The sequence below is a fragment of the Gluconobacter sp. P5H9_a genome (assembly GCF_018812085.1).
GTDB lineage: Bacteria > Pseudomonadota > Alphaproteobacteria > Acetobacterales > Acetobacteraceae > Gluconobacter.
The window spans coordinates 203,513-221,270 of sequence record NZ_JACRVW010000001.1; the positions used below are offsets into that span (position 1 = coordinate 203,513).

16 protein-coding genes are annotated in these 17,758 nt (G+C 55.5%); 11 read left to right on the top strand and 5 right to left on the bottom strand.

Annotation, left to right across the window (positions count from 1 at the left end; translation table 11 throughout):
- Nucleotides 1–246 precede the first annotated feature (246 nt).
- Entirely contained in the window at nucleotides 247–588 is a 342-nt protein-coding gene (locus tag KP708_RS00875; RefSeq protein WP_215749814.1) for a hypothetical protein, read from the top strand.
- A gap of 52 nt (nucleotides 589–640) precedes the next feature.
- Here KP708_RS00875 and KP708_RS00880 read toward each other — a convergent pair whose 3' ends face one another.
- Together KP708_RS00880 and KP708_RS00885 are read right to left on the bottom strand one after the other, a co-directional pair.
- Nucleotides 641–3,016 carry a mechanosensitive ion channel family protein gene (locus KP708_RS00880; protein ID WP_252347327.1) on the bottom strand — a complete coding sequence of 792 codons (2,376 nt, stop codon included), beginning with the start codon at nucleotides 3,014–3,016 and terminating at the stop codon, nucleotides 641–643.
- Nucleotides 3,017–3,210: 194 nt separating this feature from the next.
- On the bottom strand, nucleotides 3,211–3,627 hold the full coding sequence (locus KP708_RS00885) for a helix-turn-helix domain-containing protein (RefSeq protein WP_215749818.1): 417 nt from the start codon (nucleotides 3,625–3,627) through the stop codon (nucleotides 3,211–3,213).
- Between the two features lie 107 nt (nucleotides 3,628–3,734).
- On the opposite strand from KP708_RS00885, the gene KP708_RS00890 reads away from it, so the two are divergent.
- Entirely contained in the window at nucleotides 3,735–4,799 is a 1,065-nt protein-coding gene (locus tag KP708_RS00890; protein ID WP_215749820.1) for an SDR family oxidoreductase, read from the top strand.
- A gap of 123 nt (nucleotides 4,800–4,922) precedes the next feature.
- Nucleotides 4,923–7,046, top strand: coding sequence for a protein-disulfide reductase DsbD family protein (locus KP708_RS00895; protein ID WP_371822705.1), 2,124 nt, complete (start codon nucleotides 4,923–4,925; stop codon nucleotides 7,044–7,046).
- A 71-nt stretch (nucleotides 7,047–7,117) separates the two neighbouring features.
- On the opposite strand, the gene KP708_RS00900 is transcribed toward KP708_RS00895, so the two are convergent.
- Both KP708_RS00900 and KP708_RS00905 read right to left on the bottom strand, forming a co-directional pair.
- The gene (locus KP708_RS00900; RefSeq protein ID WP_215749822.1) at nucleotides 7,118–7,603 is read right to left on the bottom strand and encodes a cupin domain-containing protein; all 486 of its coding nucleotides are present in this window, start codon (nucleotides 7,601–7,603) and stop codon (nucleotides 7,118–7,120) included.
- 83 nt (nucleotides 7,604–7,686) lie between these two features.
- A complete protein-coding gene (locus KP708_RS00905) occupies nucleotides 7,687–8,595 on the bottom strand; it encodes a LysR family transcriptional regulator (RefSeq protein WP_215749824.1) in 909 nt (302 codons plus the stop codon).
- Between the two features lie 171 nt (nucleotides 8,596–8,766).
- Here KP708_RS00905 and KP708_RS00910 point away from each other — a divergent pair, with 171 nt between their 5' ends.
- From KP708_RS00910 to KP708_RS00930, 5 genes are read left to right on the top strand one after another with little or no spacing between them, the layout of a single operon-like run.
- Nucleotides 8,767–10,218 carry a SidA/IucD/PvdA family monooxygenase gene (locus tag KP708_RS00910; RefSeq protein WP_215749826.1) on the top strand — a complete coding sequence of 484 codons (1,452 nt, stop codon included), beginning with the start codon at nucleotides 8,767–8,769 and terminating at the stop codon, nucleotides 10,216–10,218.
- Between the two features lie 15 nt (nucleotides 10,219–10,233).
- The gene (gene puuE / locus KP708_RS00915) at nucleotides 10,234–11,133 is read left to right on the top strand and encodes an allantoinase PuuE (protein ID WP_215749828.1); all 900 of its coding nucleotides are present in this window, start codon (nucleotides 10,234–10,236) and stop codon (nucleotides 11,131–11,133) included.
- The gene (gene uraD / locus KP708_RS00920) at nucleotides 11,130–11,654 is read left to right on the top strand and encodes a 2-oxo-4-hydroxy-4-carboxy-5-ureidoimidazoline decarboxylase (RefSeq protein ID WP_215749830.1); all 525 of its coding nucleotides are present in this window, start codon (nucleotides 11,130–11,132) and stop codon (nucleotides 11,652–11,654) included. The genes puuE and uraD overlap by 4 nt, the downstream gene beginning before the upstream one ends.
- Complete coding sequence (gene uraH / locus KP708_RS00925; RefSeq protein ID WP_211515722.1) at nucleotides 11,651–11,983, top strand: hydroxyisourate hydrolase; 333 nt, start codon at nucleotides 11,651–11,653, stop codon at nucleotides 11,981–11,983. Before uraD ends, uraH begins: the two co-directional genes overlap by 4 nt.
- 6 nt (nucleotides 11,984–11,989) lie before the next feature.
- The gene (locus tag KP708_RS00930; protein ID WP_215749832.1) at nucleotides 11,990–13,435 is read left to right on the top strand and encodes a nucleobase:cation symporter-2 family protein; all 1,446 of its coding nucleotides are present in this window, start codon (nucleotides 11,990–11,992) and stop codon (nucleotides 13,433–13,435) included.
- Nucleotides 13,436–13,453: 18 nt separating this feature from the next.
- Here KP708_RS00930 and guaD read toward each other — a convergent pair whose 3' ends face one another.
- Complete coding sequence (gene guaD / locus KP708_RS00935) at nucleotides 13,454–14,764, bottom strand: guanine deaminase (RefSeq protein WP_215749834.1); 1,311 nt, start codon at nucleotides 14,762–14,764, stop codon at nucleotides 13,454–13,456.
- A gap of 268 nt (nucleotides 14,765–15,032) precedes the next feature.
- Here guaD and KP708_RS00940 point away from each other — a divergent pair, with 268 nt between their 5' ends.
- The 3 genes from KP708_RS00940 to KP708_RS15915 all read left to right on the top strand — a co-directional run bounded on the left by KP708_RS00940 (nucleotide 15,033) and on the right by KP708_RS15915 (nucleotide 17,666).
- A complete protein-coding gene (locus KP708_RS00940) occupies nucleotides 15,033–16,397 on the top strand; it encodes an autotransporter strand-loop-strand O-heptosyltransferase (protein WP_215749836.1) in 1,365 nt (454 codons plus the stop codon).
- A 112-nt stretch (nucleotides 16,398–16,509) separates the two neighbouring features.
- Nucleotides 16,510–17,451 carry a rhodanese-related sulfurtransferase gene (locus KP708_RS00945; protein WP_202207253.1) on the top strand — a complete coding sequence of 314 codons (942 nt, stop codon included), beginning with the start codon at nucleotides 16,510–16,512 and terminating at the stop codon, nucleotides 17,449–17,451.
- An 83-nt stretch (nucleotides 17,452–17,534) separates the two neighbouring features.
- A complete protein-coding gene (locus KP708_RS15915) occupies nucleotides 17,535–17,666 on the top strand; it encodes a hypothetical protein (RefSeq protein ID WP_256445244.1) in 132 nt (43 codons plus the stop codon).
- Nucleotides 17,667–17,758: the final 92 nt, after the last annotated feature.

A 17,758-nucleotide genomic window follows, 5' to 3' on the forward strand; every position in this document is an offset into this window, starting at 1 on the left:
TTTATTACGGGTATCGGCGTCCTTTGAGAGAGCCGCTGTCTTCTTTGATCCCGTGTATGAGTCAGCCTGCGCAGGCGATCTAGGAGCAATTACGATCCTGTCTAAGGATGGCTCGGAAGGGCACTGAGGGTCATTTTGTAGGTCGCTATGACGTGAGGCTCATTATGTGCGCACGAATACTTGCAAGCATTTTGCTCCCAGATTCGATAATGTGCAGAAACACATGAGAGAAAAGGTGGCTCGAAGATGTTGATTGCTTCGATGTTGTGCTTCACTTTGACGGTTATTGCAGGCGTCTGGCTCGGCCTTTGCGTTCTTCGCAGCAAGCGACCGTTGAAGGCTCTGCTTCCAGTCCATGTCGGCTTTGCTTTTTTGGGCGCAGTCTTCATGATTGTTGCGCTGGTGAATGGTGACAGTCGACTTATGCTGAATGTCGCTTTGGCTGTGGCGGTCGCCGCTTTTGGTCTTCTTATGGGGTGGGCAAGGCGGCGGGGGTATGTGATTGCCCCGCTTTACATGTGTCATATTCTTTTGGCGGTAATGTTTTACCTGTCGTTGGTCAGTTTCACGCTCTTCCCAAGTTTCTGAACGGCCTTTCCTGCTGAGAAGGGGAGCAGCCTATTTGCTCCCCTTCTGGATATCAGGCTTTTTCAGGTGATGGCTGAACAGGCTGTGGCCCTGTGTCATTGGCGACCTTGAACTGCATGCTGTTGCCTGGTGGCGTCGTGGTGTAGGCGGTCGGCGTGTAGAATTTGACGCCTTCTTCCGCAAAGCGGTTGGTCACGATGCGGTTGAATTCGCGTTTGACCTTCCATTTCATCATGGGGGTTGTCCGGATGCTGCCAATCAGAGTGGCGCCGCCGCTGTCGCTCTGGTCCACGCCCAGGTCTGTGTAGTCCGACAGGATCATGGGCCCGAAAACCGGATCAGCCCGCATTTCCTTGACGGCTTTTTCCATGATGGCAGAGACGCGTGGCAGGTCTTCCGACAGATCAAGCTGCTGCTTGATGACGATCTGGTTGTAACCGCGTGCCGTGTTGGCAATGGAGGAGACGGACGAGAACGGGATGATGTGCAGATCGCCTGTAATGTCGCGCACCTTTACAGTCCGGATTGACAGGTTTTCCACGGTTCCCGAGACGCCGCCTGTCGTCACCCAGTCACCGACCTGGATTGCGTCTTCAACGAGCATGAAGAAGCCCGTGATGAAGTCCTTCACCAGGCTTTGGGAACCGAAAGCGATAGCTGCGCCAAGGATGCCTGCACCGGTCAGAAGTGGCGTTACGTTGATGCCGATCTGCGAGAGTGTCGTCACGGCAACGATGATGATGATGATAGCCAGAAGAACGGTGCGGATAATCGGCATGACCGTGCGCAGGCGGGTCGCTCGGGAGCGCTGGCCAGAAGTCTCGAAAGACGAGAGCTGCCGGTTCAGCATGATATTGACCATTTCCCAGATTGCCGCAGCCACAGTCGCTGCAATCAGCATCGTCAGTGCGGTATCCATCAGACGACGGCCCAGGGCATTCTTGATGAAGAAGCCGAAGGTTGGCAGGCCCCATGCTTCTGTGATGGCCACGAGCGTGAGGAACAGGATGGCGCCCGTCAGGATCATGCGGGCGACCGGGTAGTAGCGATCAGCTCGCTTCTGAAGCTCTGGGAAGCGCTCCACAAGCTGTGGATTGACCCGAAAGAACCGGTCCTGCAGCCCATAAGCCAGAACAGCACCAAGACGGGACGCTACCAGAACGCCGATTGTGGCGCCTGTGGTCTTGAGGATCCATGTGTATCCACCCTGTAGATGGGCTGCCCAGACAATCCAGAGCGAAATGTCCAGGAACATGGCAGGTACCCACCACAGGCGCGTGATGGCGGCTATGACCGTCCACATGCCCGTTTTCTTACCAGCGGTGCTGGGCTGCAGCGCATTGCTGACGATGTGACGGATACGCCAGATGAAAGCAGCGATCAGCACGTGTTCAACCAGAACAACCGCACGAATCATGGCTCCTGTTCCGCGTGGTGCCAGATTGAACTGTGCGCCAAGTTCGGACAGACAAATGACAATAGCGGGCGCAGCAACCAACACGTTCCACCACCGCGTCACCATAAAGGCAGTCGGTGTGCTGGCAGGCAGAAGCCGAATGGTCGGTGACCGCGGGGTAAGACCAGTCTCGACCAGGAGGTAGAGCGTGCGTGCCCCTGCATAAGAGTATGCGAGTGTCAGGATAACGTTCACGGTGCGCTCTGTCAGAGGCAGAACCAGCACCGACAGGCCTGCCAGAAGCAGAAAGGCGAGAACGGGCAGGGCTTTAAGCAGAAAGTGACCCGCGGCGTAAGGAATGCGGGACAGGAAACGGAGCGTCTCAACCTGACGTCTCTGGTCTTCTGCTCGGGTCTGGTTGGAATTGCTGGTGGCTTCAGTGGCCGCCGTTGCGGGCACCGGGTCTGCTTCGGGCAGGACCTGAATATTCCGGACTTCCCGCGCCTGTGCTTTAAGCGTCAGGTTCTGAAGCGGTTTGCGCAGCATGAGCGCAATGGTGCGTTCGAGCCCCAGACCGCACGCAATGACCAGCACGGCAATGCCAAATGCATGCAGGATTGGCGCGCGTGTTTCTGCCGACAGCATCTGTGACCTGAACCAGTGGCCGACCAGCCCCAGATCACTGAAGAGGTTCAGGAAGTTGTGAACATATCCCAATGACTGCGTACGAACGCTTTTCAGGCCGTTATCAATCTCTGGTGACACGTCCGGCATAGTCGCAGCCTTGGACGCTGGGCTTGCTGCAGGCGTGTCCGTCTGTTTGACACCACGCGCCATGAGCGAGAGCGTGTGCGTGAAGCTGTCACGCTGTTTGGGGTCATTCAGGACATTCAGAAGCTGCTGGGCTTCCTGAGCCGACAAGGGTGCCGATGTTGGGCCGGATGTTGCCGGTGCGGCGGCTTTTGCAGGTGTTGTCTCTGCCCAACTGAAGGGTGTTGCCAGCAGGGCCGTCAGGAAAACCAGAAAGGCCATGAAGGAATGGCGTTCCTTTTGACGGGGTGTTCGTGACTGGACGGGCCGTGAAGGGGAACACATCGTTCTGAAATGTCCTTGATATGCCTTGAAACTGGAGCATGTCCGCGCAAGGTGAGGTCTGTTTTGGCCGGGAAGGCCCTTTTCAAGCAGGAGTGCCACAGGACGAGGTCCCCTGTCCAAAAAGTGATGCGTTATTCTGCAGCTTCCATCAGAGCGTCTGAAGCTACTGCACGGCTTTCATTGGCCTCTAGCGCTTCCAGCGCATCTGCATGGTCGATCCCCCATAAGTAGAGCTGTTCAATGGGCTCGACGAAGACTTTCCCGAGGGACGTCAGGCTGTATTCCACATTGGGGGGCATGATCTGATGGATCTCGCGACAGACGAGTCCCTTGTCTTCGAGCTCCCTTAATGTCTGGGTCATCATTTTTTTGGAAAGACCAGGAATGCTTCGCTGAAGACGGCCAGGGCGAGAACTTCCTCCCAGAAGGTGGAGCGTATGGAGGATCATGGTCGTCCATTTTCCACTGAAAAGCCTCAGAACCCGGCGCGGTGCACAGTCTTCGTCAAAGGGGGCCTGGCGATAGCGGGCTGGAAGGGAGGTTGTCATTCTGTGGGAACCTTTTGGTATCCAGGGCACAATATGGTGCCGTCTGGAACTGTTGGCGCCAAGGGCTCAAATGGATGGCGAACCACTTTTCGGGAAGGGAGACCCTGATGTCCCGTATTGCTCTTGTTGTTGGATCGACTGGAATTGTTGGCCAGACGCTCGCGACGCGTCTCGTTGCCGAAGGCTGGACTGTTCATGGCCTGGCACGCCGGCCCCGACAGGACATGGCCGGCGTTCTGCCGATTGCGGCAGACCTGTTGGATCTGAACAACCTTAAGTTGGCTCTGAAGGATCTGACGCCCACACACGTTTTTTTCTGTTCCTGGCTTCGTCAGCCCACGGAAGAAGAAAATTGTCGCGTTAATTCCGCGATGGTCCGCAATGTGTTTGAGGCACTTCCTGCGCCAGAGAGGCTTGAGCACGCTGCGCTTACAACGGGTATGAAGCATTATCTTGGGCCATTTGAAGCTTATGCTTCAGATGAGTCACCCCAGACGCCATTCCGGGAGGACATGCCGCGTCTGCCCTTGGCTAATTTCTATTACGATCAGGAAGATGTGCTGTTTGCCGCCGCGGAAAAATACGGCTTTTCCTGGAGCGTACATCGTCCCCACACCATCATCGGATATGCAGTTGGCAATGCGATGAATATGGGGAGCACTTTGGCTGTTTACGCGACGATCTGCCGCGAAACAGGACGTCCCTTCGTTTTCCCTGGCTCGCCTGTACAGTGGGATAGCCTTACCGACCTGACTGACGCCCGTCAGTTGGCCAAGCAGCTTCTCTGGGCCTCAACATCTGAAAGCGGATGGAATGAAGCCTTCAACGTGGTGAATGGGGATGTGTTTCGCTGGAAGTGGCTGTGGCCGCGCCTTGCTGCATGGTTCGGCTTGGAAGCTGCACCTTATCCCGGCCACGCGACAGCTCTTCAAGAAATACTGTCGCAAGATGGAGGCTTGTGGGCGCAGATTACTGAGAAATATGGCCTGATCGAAAGTCGGATCGATCACCTGGCGTCTGCGTGGCATACGGACGCGGATCTGGGGCGTCCTGTCGAATGTGTGACGGATATGTCCAAGAGCCGTCTCGCAGGGTTTGACGGGTGGCAATATACCCCAGACTCGTTCTTTGATTTGTTTGAGCGCCTAAGAGCGGAGAAACTGATTCCCTGAGACAAAAACCATAAAACAGGATTTATTTAGTCCTGTTTGTGGAAAAGCACTGTTTTCTCAGACATAGAGTGTTATGCAGGCTGTCCTGTTTTGTCCTGAGGGAATGAGACTACCTTGCGTCGTGTGTTAAGTCTGTTGGCCCTGCTTGCAGCGGGGATATGTGGTCTTGGTGTCAATGGGGCGTCTATTGCTGCGGAAAGCCCTGCTGTCGTCTCAGCCAATGATGCGGCAACTCTGGTTACTGACCGTGATTCCATCGGTCCGGACCAGTCATTGCGTGTTGGGTTGAGGCTGCAACTCAAACCGGGCTGGCACACTTACTGGATCAACCCTGGAGATGCCGGGGACACTCCGACGCTGGATGTAACGGCGCAGGGCGGAGCAACTGGCAAGACTTCAGACATCCACTGGCCGATGCCAGTTCGCCTGAGTGAAGGCGGTCTCATGTCCTATGCCTATGTCGGGGACGTGCTGCTTCCAGCCAGTCTGACCCTAAAAGGGACTGGCGGGACCACACTTCATGCACATGCAGAATGGCTTGTTTGTGCCGAAGTCTGCATTCCTGAAAGCGGTGATTTTTCGCTCACACTGCCTGCGTCTTCCGGTCCCGCTCCTGAAGGCGCTCAGGCTGGCCTGTTTCAGGCCGCGGATGCGAAAATGCCGATTTCGTCTCCCTTCAAGGCGCATGTTTCTGCTGATGGTATCCTGACGCTTGAAGGCAGGGGACTGTCCTCTACAGCAGTTTCGGAAGCCTGGTTTTTGCCGGAAGAAGGTGGCCTGATTGATCAGGTTGCTCCGCAGCCGCTGAACGTTGGCAAAGACGAGCTTTCTCTTCACCTGAAGTTTCTGAAAACTGCTCATCGGGATGCGCCGCTTAAGGGGCTGGTCGTGTTGAAGGATGAGGCTGGTCAGGAAAGCCCTATCCAGATTTCTGCTGAACAGACGGTGGGTCCAACCAAGGTAGAAGATGCCGCAGCGGCGCCCGCACCTGCTTCCGCAGACGCCGTACCAACGGGTGCTGGTTGGCTCCGTGTGATGCTGTTCGCTTTTGTCGGCGGTCTGATCCTCAATCTTATGCCTTGTGTTTTTCCAGTTCTGGCCATGAAAGCCTTGTCACTGGCGAAGATGGGCGGCGTTGGGCGACGTGTGCAGTTGCAAAGTGCACTGTTTTACACGCTGGGCGTTACAGGAGCCTTCGCAGTTCTTGGTCTTCTGATGATCGGACTGCGCCTTGCCGGATCTTCAGCTGGATGGGGCTTCCAGTTCCAATCAGCGGGATTTGTGGTTGGTGTGTGCTGGCTGCTGTTTGGCATGGCTCTGAACTTGCTTGGCGTCTTTGAAATCAGTGCGGGGCGGTTAGGTCAGTTGCATCCACACGGTGCAGGCCATGCTGGCGACATGATGACGGGGCTATTAGCTGTCATCGTCGCGACGCCTTGCACGGCTCCGTTTATGGGGGTGGCCATTGCAGGAGCTCTGGGTGGCCCTGCTGTGATGGGGTTGCTGGTCTTTCTTTCCATGGGGCTTGGGTTGGCAGCTCCCTATGTGCTGGTGGCAAGTGTTCCCGGTCTGGCGTCGCGGATGCCAAAGCCAGGAGCATGGATGGGTGTGTTGAAGCAGGCCTTGGCCTTCCCACTTCTGGCAACCTGTGTGTGGCTACTGTGGGTGGCGACAATTGAGCGCGGTGTGAATTTCGTAGTTGTGGCAGGCGGCGGTCTTGTGTTGCTGGGCTTTGCGGCCTGGATCTACGGTATCGGGCAGCATCGCGCGATGCGGGAAGGTGGACGGGGTATGGTTCTCTTCTGCCGTGTTGTAGCCGTTCTGTGCATGGTCGTATGTGGGGCAGGCTTGTCCCGTAGTCTTGCCGAACCGGTATCTGCAACAGCGACGTCTCCTGCCACGTCAGCTGACAATCAAATTCAGTCGTTTTCAAGTGAGAAGCTGGCAGACCTTCGTGCAAAGGGAGAGCCGGTTTTTGTCGATATGACGGCGTCCTGGTGTATCACCTGCATGGTGAATGAACGGGTGGCGCTCGATGTGGACTCTGTCCGTAAGGCGTTCAGTGCGCGGCATGTCGCTTATCTCAAGGGCGACTGGACCAACAGGGACGCTGGAATTTCCGCTTACCTGAAAGCCCACGGGCGCGATGGCGTCCCGCTCTATGTTTATTATCCGGCGCATGGATCGGAAGTTGTATTACCGCAGATACTGACGCCAGGTCTGGTTCTGGGAATTATTGGCCACTAAGTTCTCGGCTCATTTTGATACAAAAAACCCCTGATTCACATGTGAATCAGGGGTTTTTTGTCGGACTAGTCTTAACGATTTGTATGCTGGGGATCATCCTGTGGGTTCACATAGGTCATGGTAAATGGGCCTGTTCCCGAAACCTGCACAATGGCGCCTTGTGTCCCAGCTTTGAGTGCGTGCGGAACATTAGGAGGAAGATGAACAAACCCTCCGGCTGTCAGGACTTTTTCATCGTTCGCTGTGATGCTCTCGCCGATGTAATGATGCACACTGCCCGCCAGAACCGTGAGCATTTCATCCATATTGTGCGTATGGGGCGGAATGGTTGACCCTGCGGGCATCATGACGCGCATAGTGAAGGGACCGGGCTTGTCCGAGGCTCCGTACAGGAAGGACATGCGTGTTCCACTGGGGAACATGGGCGGCGCGGCTTTCCAGGCAACATTCTCTCCGCCCTGAACAATACGGATGTCAGTGGCCGTCTGGGCGAGGGCGCCACTTCCCGACAGACAGCAGATGAGGGCGCTGGCAGAAAATATCCTGAGAAAAGACATTGGATTGTCCTTAGATGTTCTGGCTTATGCCTGCCCTTCCTAACGCAGGGTAGGGTTTGTCGTTCAGCACTCTGCTTCCGAAGTTATGTCTCTGTTGGATGCAAGAAGGTTTTCTCCACTTCTGCAATCACCAGTCTTGCTGCTCCGGAAAGCTGCCGAGCCTGATCCACGCATAGAGCCAGGGTCAGCGGGGAAACATCCCTGTTTGAAATGGGGACGAAAGCCAGTTCACCACTGAGAATTTCCTTCATGGCATCAAGCCGACTCAGGATTCCCAGCCCGACACCTTCCAGGACGAGTGACTTTATCATCTGGATATTATCGGAGGATGCTGCAGGCTGGACGCTGACATTGCTGTCAATTTCCAGAATTTCAATCTGTCGCTGTAGTGCGAGAGGTTGTTGGGGCATGACCATTGGGTATTCGGCACAGGTGCTGAAACGAGCATCCTTGTTTTTGGCTATCGGATGGTCGGGAAGGCAGACGAAACCCAAGGGGTAATCGATATGAGTGCGGACGAGCAGGCCGCGGGCCTGTGTCGGATTCAGGAGGAGCGCAAAATCAACATCTCCACTGATGAGCGCCTGCTGAATGGCAGCGTTGTCCAGCACATGGGTGCAGATGGTAATGCCGGGATGGCTTTTCCGCAGGTCTTTCAGAATGCGGGGGAGAAATCCTGTGGTCAGGGCATCAGGCAGAGCTATGTCCACCTGTCCCCGTCTCAATCCGCGCATGTCTTCAAGCTGGGTGCGGACTTCCTGCATTTCCCGCGTCCACTGTTTGCCTTTGGTATAAAGGAGTTCGCCAGCGGCTGTCAGACGCAGGCCGCTGGGCAGGCGCTCAAAGAGTGGAGTGCCGAGAGCTTCCTCACCATGCAGAATCTGGCGGTCGATGGCAGACGCCGCAATCCGTAGATGTTCGGAGGCTTTCCGGATCGAGCCATATTGGGCAACGGACAGGAAGTAGCGAAGGAAGCGGGAGAAAACCGGCATGGGATACGCTCTTTTTTCGAGAACGGCAGGGACGTTTTTCTGAGATATACGAGAATGCCCCTCTATGAAACACTTCAGAGAGGCAGGTGAACCCTGTCATTTTGACACAGGAAGAAACTCTGGTCATTTCTTATGAAAGACCACGATCCTGTGCCTGTTCTTTAGGATAAGATGCTCATGACACGTTCCCCTTCCCCGACTGACGGCCTGGCCACCCTTTCGGCGCAGGTTCATGAGGATCTTGCGAAGATCAGGTACGCGACCGGAAACTGGAATATTCCGGTTCAGAAAGACGGTGAAGATGTTCTGGATGTTGCCATTATTGGCGGCGGACAAGGTGGGCTGACAGCCTGTTTCGGACTGCGCCGTCAGGGCGTAACGAACACGCAAATTTTTGAGCGCGCTGCAAAGGGTGGAGAAGGCCCGTGGGTCACGTTTGCCCGGATGATCACGTTGCGGACGCCGAAGCATGTGACGGGGCCGGATCTGGGTGTTCCCAATCTGACGCCGCAGTCTTGGTATGAAGCGCGGTATGGCAAGGAAGCCTGGCAATCGCTCGACAAGATCTCACGGCATGACTGGCAGTCCTATCTGGATTGGGTGCGTGATACGCTCGAACTGCCGGTCGTCAACGACCAGGAACTGGTTCATGTGGAATGGAAAGACGGCCTTCTGCGTCTGACATTCCGAAATGCTGCTGGTGTCGAGACAAAGCGCTGGGCGCGCCGGATGGTTCTGGCTACGGGAATTGATGGTGGCGGAGCCTGGTTCGTTCCCCCTTTCATTTCGGAGAACCTTCCGAAGTCGGTTTATGCCCACACGCACGAAGATATTGATTTCGCAGCCCTGAAGGGTAAGCGGATTGGTGTTCTGGGCGCGGGCGCATCTGCTTTTGATAACGCTGCCACTGCGCTGGAATCCGGTGTAGGACGTGTAGATCTGTGTCTGCGTCGTACAAAAATTCCGGCTATCAATCCGTATCGCTGGATGGAAAACGCGGGCTTTCTCGCACATTTTTCAGAACTGCCGGACCTGACCCGCTGGCGCTTCATGCGCTGCATCTACAATCTGAACCAGCCGCCGCCGCAGGATACGTTCTGGCGTTGCCGCAAGCATGAGAACTTTGCGTTCCATCCTGGTACGCCGTGGAATTCTGCGCGTATGGATGGCGATGAGATTGTGGTCGAAACGCCCAATGGCGAGATGCGCTTTGACTTCCTGATTATTGGTACGGGTTTCTCGATTGATCTGAAGCACCGTCCGGAAACGCAGGATTTTGCGGACTCCGTCATGCTGTGGAGTGACCATTTCACGGCGCCAGAAGGGGAGGAGAGCATGCTTCTGTCCAGCCATCCGTATCTGGGGCAGCGCTTTCAGTTTCTGCCGAAAGATCCGTCCGATCCAAAGGCACCGATGCTGGCGGCAATCTACAATTTCACGTTTGCGTCCATGCCCAGCATGGGTCTTTCAGGGGCGTCCATCAGTGGCATGCGTTTTGGCGTTGAGAAACTGACGCGCGGTATTGCGCGTGATCTGTTCGTTGAGGATGGCGAGAAGCATCTGGAAAGCCTGCTGTCTTACGACACGGAAGAACTGATCAGCCTTGATCCGCCAACGGTTTGAGGGGGAGCAGCACAGATGAGCACCAACACCTATCCCCGTGATATGATCGGCTATGGCCGGACGCCCCCTGATCCAAAATGGCCGAATGGTGCACGGATCGCGGTCCAGTTTGTCATCAACTATGAAGAAGGCGCGGAAAACTCGGTTCTGCATGGAGATGCGGGGTCGGAGGCTTTTCTGTCCGAAATGGTCGGGACGAAATCCATCGTTGGTGCGCGTTGTGCGCAGATGGAAAGCCTTTACGAATACGGGAGTCGTGCTGGGTTCTGGCGTTTGCATCGCCTGTTTGAAAAGGCTGGGATGGCCACGACTGTCTTTGGTGTAGCCAAGGCTTTGGCGCGCAATCCGGATGCGGTGGCCGCCATGAAGGAAAGTGGCTGGGAAATTGCCACGCACGGCCTGCGCTGGATTGATTATCAGGATTTCCCGGAAGACGTGGAGCGCGAGCATATCCGCGAGGCGATTGCGCTTCATACGGAAGTGGTCGGGGAGCGCCCGTTGGGGTGGTATCAGGGCCGCACCAGCCCGAACACGGCCCGTCTGGTCGTGGAAGAAGGCGGCTTTGTTTACGATGCCGACTCTTATGCGGATGATCTTCCGTATTACGATCGTACCCATGGCAAACCGCAGTTAATCGTGCCTTACACGCTTGATGCCAATGACATGAAGTTTGCGGCACTCAACGGCTTTACCGAGGGCGAGCAGTTCTTCCGATATCTGCGGGATACGTTCGACATGCTGTATGCGGAAGGGGGGCGGATGATGTCTATCGGGCTTCATTGCCGTCTGGCCGGCAAGCCTGCGCGTGCGCTGGCCCTTCAGCGTTTTCTGGAGCATGTGGCGTCCCATGAGGATGTCTGGGTCGCGTCCCGGCTGGAAATTGCGCGGCACTGGATGAGTGTGCATCCGGCATGAAGATTTCCGATGTGAATGCCATGACGCCGGATGTTTTCGTCCAGACGTTTGGCGGACTTTACGAGCATTCGCCCTGGGTGGCTGAAGGTGCTCTGGCAGCGCGGCCATTTGCGGATGTGGACGCCATGCTTGCGACGTTTTCTCACGTTGTGCGGAATGCGGGCGAGGAGGCACAGTTGGCACTGGTTCGGGCGCATCCTGAGCTTGGGCATCGCGCGGGAATTGATCCGGATCTGACGGCGGAGTCCGCATCCGAGCAGGCGTCTGCCGGGCTGGATCGTCTGACACCTGCGGAATATGAGCGGTTCAAGACGCTGAATGCGGCCTATGGGACGGCTTTTTCCATGCCGTTTGTGATCTGCGTGCGTAAGGTCGCAACGCCGGGGCAGGTGGCCAAGACGGTCATTATGGATGAAATGGAACGTCGTCTGGGCGGAACGCCCGAGGCGGAGCTGAAGGAAGCCCTCTCGCAGATTGATGCAATTGCAGGGCTGAGACTGAAAGATCTGGTGACATCATGAGCTCATTATCCACGCATATTCTGGATACGGTCTCGGGCCGTCCGGCGGCCGGGGTGTCTTTCCGGCTTTTTCAGGAAGACGCTGTTCTTTTCGAAGGCGTGACGGACCACGATGGGCGCTGTCCTGCCTTGCGGGAGATCCCGCTGGAACGTGGAACCTATCGTCTGGAATTCGAGATTGGTGCGTATTTCCGGGCGGCGGGGCATGTGCTGTCTGATCCGCCCTTTCTGGATGTTGTGCCGATTGTGTTCGGTCTGGGTGAGGGTATGCATGCGCATGTTCCGCTGCTGGCGGCGCCTTATGGATATTCCACATATCGTGGAAGCTGAGACCTGATGGCGTCTGATACTTCTGTGGTTCATCCGGTTGATGAGAAGCTCCCGCTCTGGCGGCTGGGGGCTTATGGCTTCCAGCATATTTTGGCGTTCTATTCAGCGGCGGTGATTGTCCCGATTCTTGTGGCAGGGGCTTTGCACCTCCCACAGGAAACGCTGATTCATTTGATTGATGCTGATCTGTTCACTTGCGGGATTGCGTCCCTGTTGCAGGCTGTTGGTTTTGGACCGGTAGGGGTTCGTTTGCCGCTTCTGCAAGGGGTGACGTTTACGGCGGTAGGTCCGATGATTGCTATCGGGTCGGCGGTAGGGGGCGGAACGCCAGGTCTGCTATCGATCTATGGATCAGTCATTATCGCAGGGATTGTGACCCTGCTTCTGGCGCCGCATTTCGCGAAACTTGTGCGGTTTTTCCCGCCTGTCGTGACAGGCTCCATCATTCTTGTGATTGGCCTGGCACTCTTACCTGTTGCGGCTAACGACATTGTTTCCGGACACGGACCGGGACTTGTGCAGGATCAAGTGCCTTTGCGAAGCCTGTGTTACGGGCTGGGAACGCTGGCAAGTATCCTGGTTGTGCAGCGCCTGTTTCGGGGGTTTATTGCGACCATCGCCGTGCTGATGGGGCTGTGTGTCGGTACGATGGCTGCCTGGCTTTTGGGCGATGCACATTTTGATGGCGTTGCTTCCGCGCCGCTTGTGTCACTCACGCAGCCCTTTTTCTTTGGGACACCCACTTTCCACGTGGTTCCGATCCTGTCGATGGTGATCGTAATGATTATCACCATGGTCGAGACAATCGGCAATGTGTACGCGACGGGGGAAATTGTCGGGAAGACCATCACGCGGGAAGACATTGCGCGCACGTTGCGGGCAGATGGCATTGCAACGCTGCTCGGCGGTGTCTTTAATTCTTTCCCTTATACCTGCTTTGCTGAAAACGTCGGTCTTGTGCGCATGACTGGAGTGAAAAGCCGTTGGGTGGTGGCGTCTGCGGCTATCATCATGATGATGCTCGGATGTCTGCCAAAGCTCGGGGCGATTGTGGCGGCGGTTCCGTTACCCGTTCTGGGTGGTGCCGCGCTGGCGATGTTTGCCACAGTTGCTGTTGTCGGTGTTCAGACGCTGACGCGAGTGGACTTCAATCGGCAGAGTAATGTCATCATTGTTGGAACAAGCATCGGCCTTGGAATGCTGACGACGGCGCAGCCTCATATCTCGGATACGTTCCCGATGTGGGCGCAGATTGTCTTTGGAAGCGGTATTACCTTAGGGGCATTGTCCGCCATTTTCCTGCATCTGCTGTTCAATGTCCGTCGGACACTGGCAGTTGATCCAGAAGCGGACATCGTCGTGGCCGATCTGCCCGATGAACGGATCCTGATGGGCCTGTCTGTAGACGCTGAAGACTCTATAGTCGAAGGGTCACAGCGGCGGTTCGGCTGAGGGCCTGCAGGCGAGATATCAATTCCGGCTGTGGACTTTCTGACCGGCTACATATGTGGCCTCGATGCTACGGTCATCACCCAGCATGGTCAGGGCAAACAGGAGGTCAGACAGGGTCTCTGCCGTCTGGGTACGAATTTTTCCGAGAGGTGTCGCAGTAGGATCGAACACGCAGAGATCTGCATGAAGGCCGGGTCTGATGGCGCCAATATGATCTTCAAGCCCTAAAGACTGAGCTCCTCCTACAGTCGCTAACCAGAGACCTTGAGCTGGGTGAAGTTTTGTACCCAGGCCTTGAGCGACCTTGTATCCGTCCGACAGAACCTGAAGCAGGGAGAGGGATGGCCCAGCGCCCACATCGCTGCCGATGCCGATTTTAACACGTCGTTCAGGCTTCAAAGCGTTGAACAGGGGAAACGATCCACTACCCAGGAACTGGTTTGAACCAGGGCAGTGTGCGATGGAGCAGCCTGTATCATGGCAGCGCTGGAAATCTTCTTCCTGTGCGTGCACAGCGTGAGCCAGAATGGCGCGAGGGCGCAGAAGGCCGGACTTGTCATACACGTCCAGATAGGATGAACGGTTAGGAAAGAGTTCCTTGACCCATTCGATCTCAGACCGGTTCTCGAGCAGGTGCGTCTGCATGAAGAGGTCGGAGCGGGTAGCAAGGAGAGATCCAGCCAAATCCAGTTGTTCGGGTGTACTGGTAGGAGCAAAGCGTGGCGTGACGGCGTAAAGCTGTCGTCCGCGACCATGCCAGCGTTCGATCAGTGCGGCAGACTGATCGTAGCCTGTCTGGGCGGTGTCTCGCAGGTTATCAGGCGCATTGCGGTCCATCAGGACCTTCCCTGCGATCATGCAGGTATTGAGGCGTTCTGATTCCTCAAAAAATGCGTCTACGGATTCCGGATGAACCGTGCAGTACACGGCGGCCGTTGTTGTACCAACGCGGAGAAGTTCTTTCAGGAAACTGCGGGCGATCTGGCGTGCATAGGTGACATCTGCGTAACGGGCTTCAGCAGGGAAGACATAGGTCTCCAGCCATTCCAGAAGCTGTTCCCCATACGAGGCAATCACCGGAAGCTGAGGATAATGGACGTGGGTATCGATCATTCCTGCTGAAATCAGCTGGTCTGGATAATGATCTACGGCAGTGCCTTCAGGGATCTGATCTTTCAGATCGTCCCATGCTCCGGCGGCGGTAATGATGCCATCTTTGCATAGAATCAGGCCATCCGGCTGATGCGTTACAGCAGCCATGGGATCGACCGTGAACGGGTCTGCGTGGAAAGTCAGGAAGGGGCCGCGGATGGCAGTATGGTCTGTCATGATCTTTCCGGTATCGCACAGCATTTCCGACCAGGGAACGATCTCTGGTGGATAGGTGAAAGTTTCTTTTAATGTCCAAGGGTCGTTAGTCTATTTTAACCTTGGCACTGTTTTGTGGCAGAGTGGGCAGCGTCTCTTTATCAAGAGATGGATGCAGATTTGAAAATGGTTTTCAACTTTCAGTATTGAGCCTGCTTTTGTGGGTGCGGTGGGGACGGTTCTCTGTCTCTGTACGGCCTGCGGGGACGGTTTGGAGACGCTTCTACTTATGTCTGATGTGACCTCTGTTTCTTCCCAGCTTGCAGAAACTGTAACACCTGCCTCAGGCCTTCCGCAGGAGAGTACTTTACCCGTTGATGGAAGTGTTGTGCAGAAGGAGGACGAAAAGAGCCCCTATCTGGCCATTCCAGCTGTTCCAGTTGTCGAAGGGGGACAGGGTGTCCGCTTTGACTTCAATGATGGTGCCCGCGTCATGGTGCCGGATATCGCTCCGGAGTTGGGGCAGTGGCATGTCAGGCTTTCAGATTATTCGACGGGAAATATTCTTTTCGATGCCCGGCTCAAGGGCGGGATGGTTTCATCCACCAAGAAGTACTTTGTTCCATTCCGGATTGATGTCTGGCTGGAAAAGCCTGACGGAACACGGGAGGATATTCTGCATCATGAACTGTCTCTGAATGGAAAACCTGTTCTGGTGCAGCTTCCTGTTGGAACTCTGGGAGACACGATTGCCTGGCTGCCCGCTGCTATTCGCTTGGCCCAGCAAACGGGAGCGAAAGTGTCCTGCTCGGTTGCAGATGTGATTCTGCCACTGGTGAAAGAAGCCAATCCGGATATTACTCTGGTTGGTCACGATGAAGCTCAGGCAAACAAGACGTTCACGTCCGGATTCTACGCCTCGTATAATATAGGCCTGTTTTTCACGGATACCGAGCTGACACATCAGCCAACAGACTTCCGGCATGTGGGTCTGCACCGCACCGCAGCTTATATTCTAGGTGTTGATCCCTGGAACGATAACCCGCCTGGCATTACAATTCAGGATGGGGATACGCCTCCTATTGAGGGGCCATATGTCGTGATTGCGACGCAGGCGAGTACTCAGTGCAAATACTGGAATAATCCAGCTGGGTGGCAGGAGGTTATTGGCTTTCTGAAGTCTGCTGGGTATCGCGTGATCTGCATTGATCAGAAAACGTTCCATGGAACAGGATATGTCTACAATCACATTCCCCATGGTGCAGAAGACGAGACTGGCAGCCGTCCGTTGTCAGAACGTGCGCGTTGGCTGAAGCATGCCAGTTTCTTCATTGGCCTCTCCAGTGGTCTGGCTTGGCTGGCGCATGCAGCTGGGACACCTGTCGTCATGATTTCCGGCTTCACGCATCCGGACAATGAATTTTTCACGCCCTATCGCATCATCAACTGGCACACCTGCAATTCGTGCTGGAACGACCCAAGGCATCAGTTCGATCACAAGGATTTCTTCTGGTGCCCCCGCCACAAGGGGACGGAGCGGCAGTTTGAATGCACGCGTCTGATTACTGGAGCGCAGGTCATTCAGACGGTGCGTCGCGTGATCAAGGATCGTGGACTACCTCTCGCAGAAGCAGCAACCGCCTCAGTCGCCTGAGGCTCAGGTTCAGGAGTTTTCTGGAATTGAAGGCGCGAGCCTGATATTGGCGGGGGCACATTATCACCTGATCGTGGGTCTGCCTGCGGTCGCAGAGCTGGATGGTTGCCCKGTGTCTGATGCTCTTCCGCCGATCCGTATCGTCGCGCTTTACAACTTCACGCCGTTTGAAGACATCGTTGCGTTGCGCGGGCCTTTGCAGGAGGTCTGCGACCGCGCAGGCATCAAAGGCATTCTGCTTCTGGCGCCAGAGGGCATTAACGGAACGATCGCTGGTTCAGACGAAGGCATGGAACGGGTGCTGGAGCATATTCGGGCGATGCCCGGATGTGAGGAACTGGAGATTAAGGAATCTCGTGCGCCGGAAATGCCCTTCCGCCGCATGAAGGTGCGTCTCAAAAAAGAGATCGTCACCATGGGACAGCCTAATATCGATCCTCGCAAGGATGTTGGTCAGTATCTGGCACCAGATGAATGGAATGCTCTGATTTCTGATCCGGATACGATCGTGATTGATACCCGGAATGACTACGAAGTCGCGATCGGGACTTTCAAGGGGGCTGAAGATCCCAAAACACGGTCATTCCGGGAGTTTCCGGAGTGGTTCCGGAACCGGCGCAAGGAGCTTGAGGCAACAGGCCGAGTTCCAAAGATTGCCATGTTCTGCACAGGCGGAATTCGCTGTGAGAAGTCTACGTCTTTTGTGAAGGCAGAGGGATTGGACGAAGTTTACCATCTCAAAGGCGGTATTCTGAAATATCTGGAGACTGTTCCAGAGGAAGAAAGCCTTTGGGAAGGGGAATGTTTCGTCTTTGACCAGCGTGTTTCCGTGAAGCATGGTCTGGAAATTGGCAGCTACGATGTTTGTCACGCCTGTCGTCGCCCTGTCAGTGAGAAAGACAAGGCTTCTCCGATGTTTGTACAAGGCGTCTCTTGCCCCCATTGTCATAACGAACGGACAGAAGAGCAGCGCCAGCGATATGCTGCCCGTGAGCTACAGGAGAAGCTGGCGCGCCAGCGCGGGAAAGAGCATCTCGGTACTCAGCAGAAATAACTGCCGACCAGTCAGCCGGTAATTCTTCTCAGAAGGGAGCAAATGGATTGTTCTAGGAGGATGATCCGGACCGCTGAGCGCTGATGATTGCTCTAATCCGGCTGCCGTCTCGTATGTTGATTGTTGCCGTGGGGTTTGCACCAGCATACCCGCTTGGAAAGGGTACGGCTGCGTTTTTTGCGATTACTGTTCTGGTGTCGCCTGTCGGGGGCTGAATTTCTGGCTCCCGATCACTCTGATCTGGAAGGCATTGTGACGACGGCCTTTGACACCTTTTTGTAGCCTGGCTTGCGTAGCGTCCTTTGTT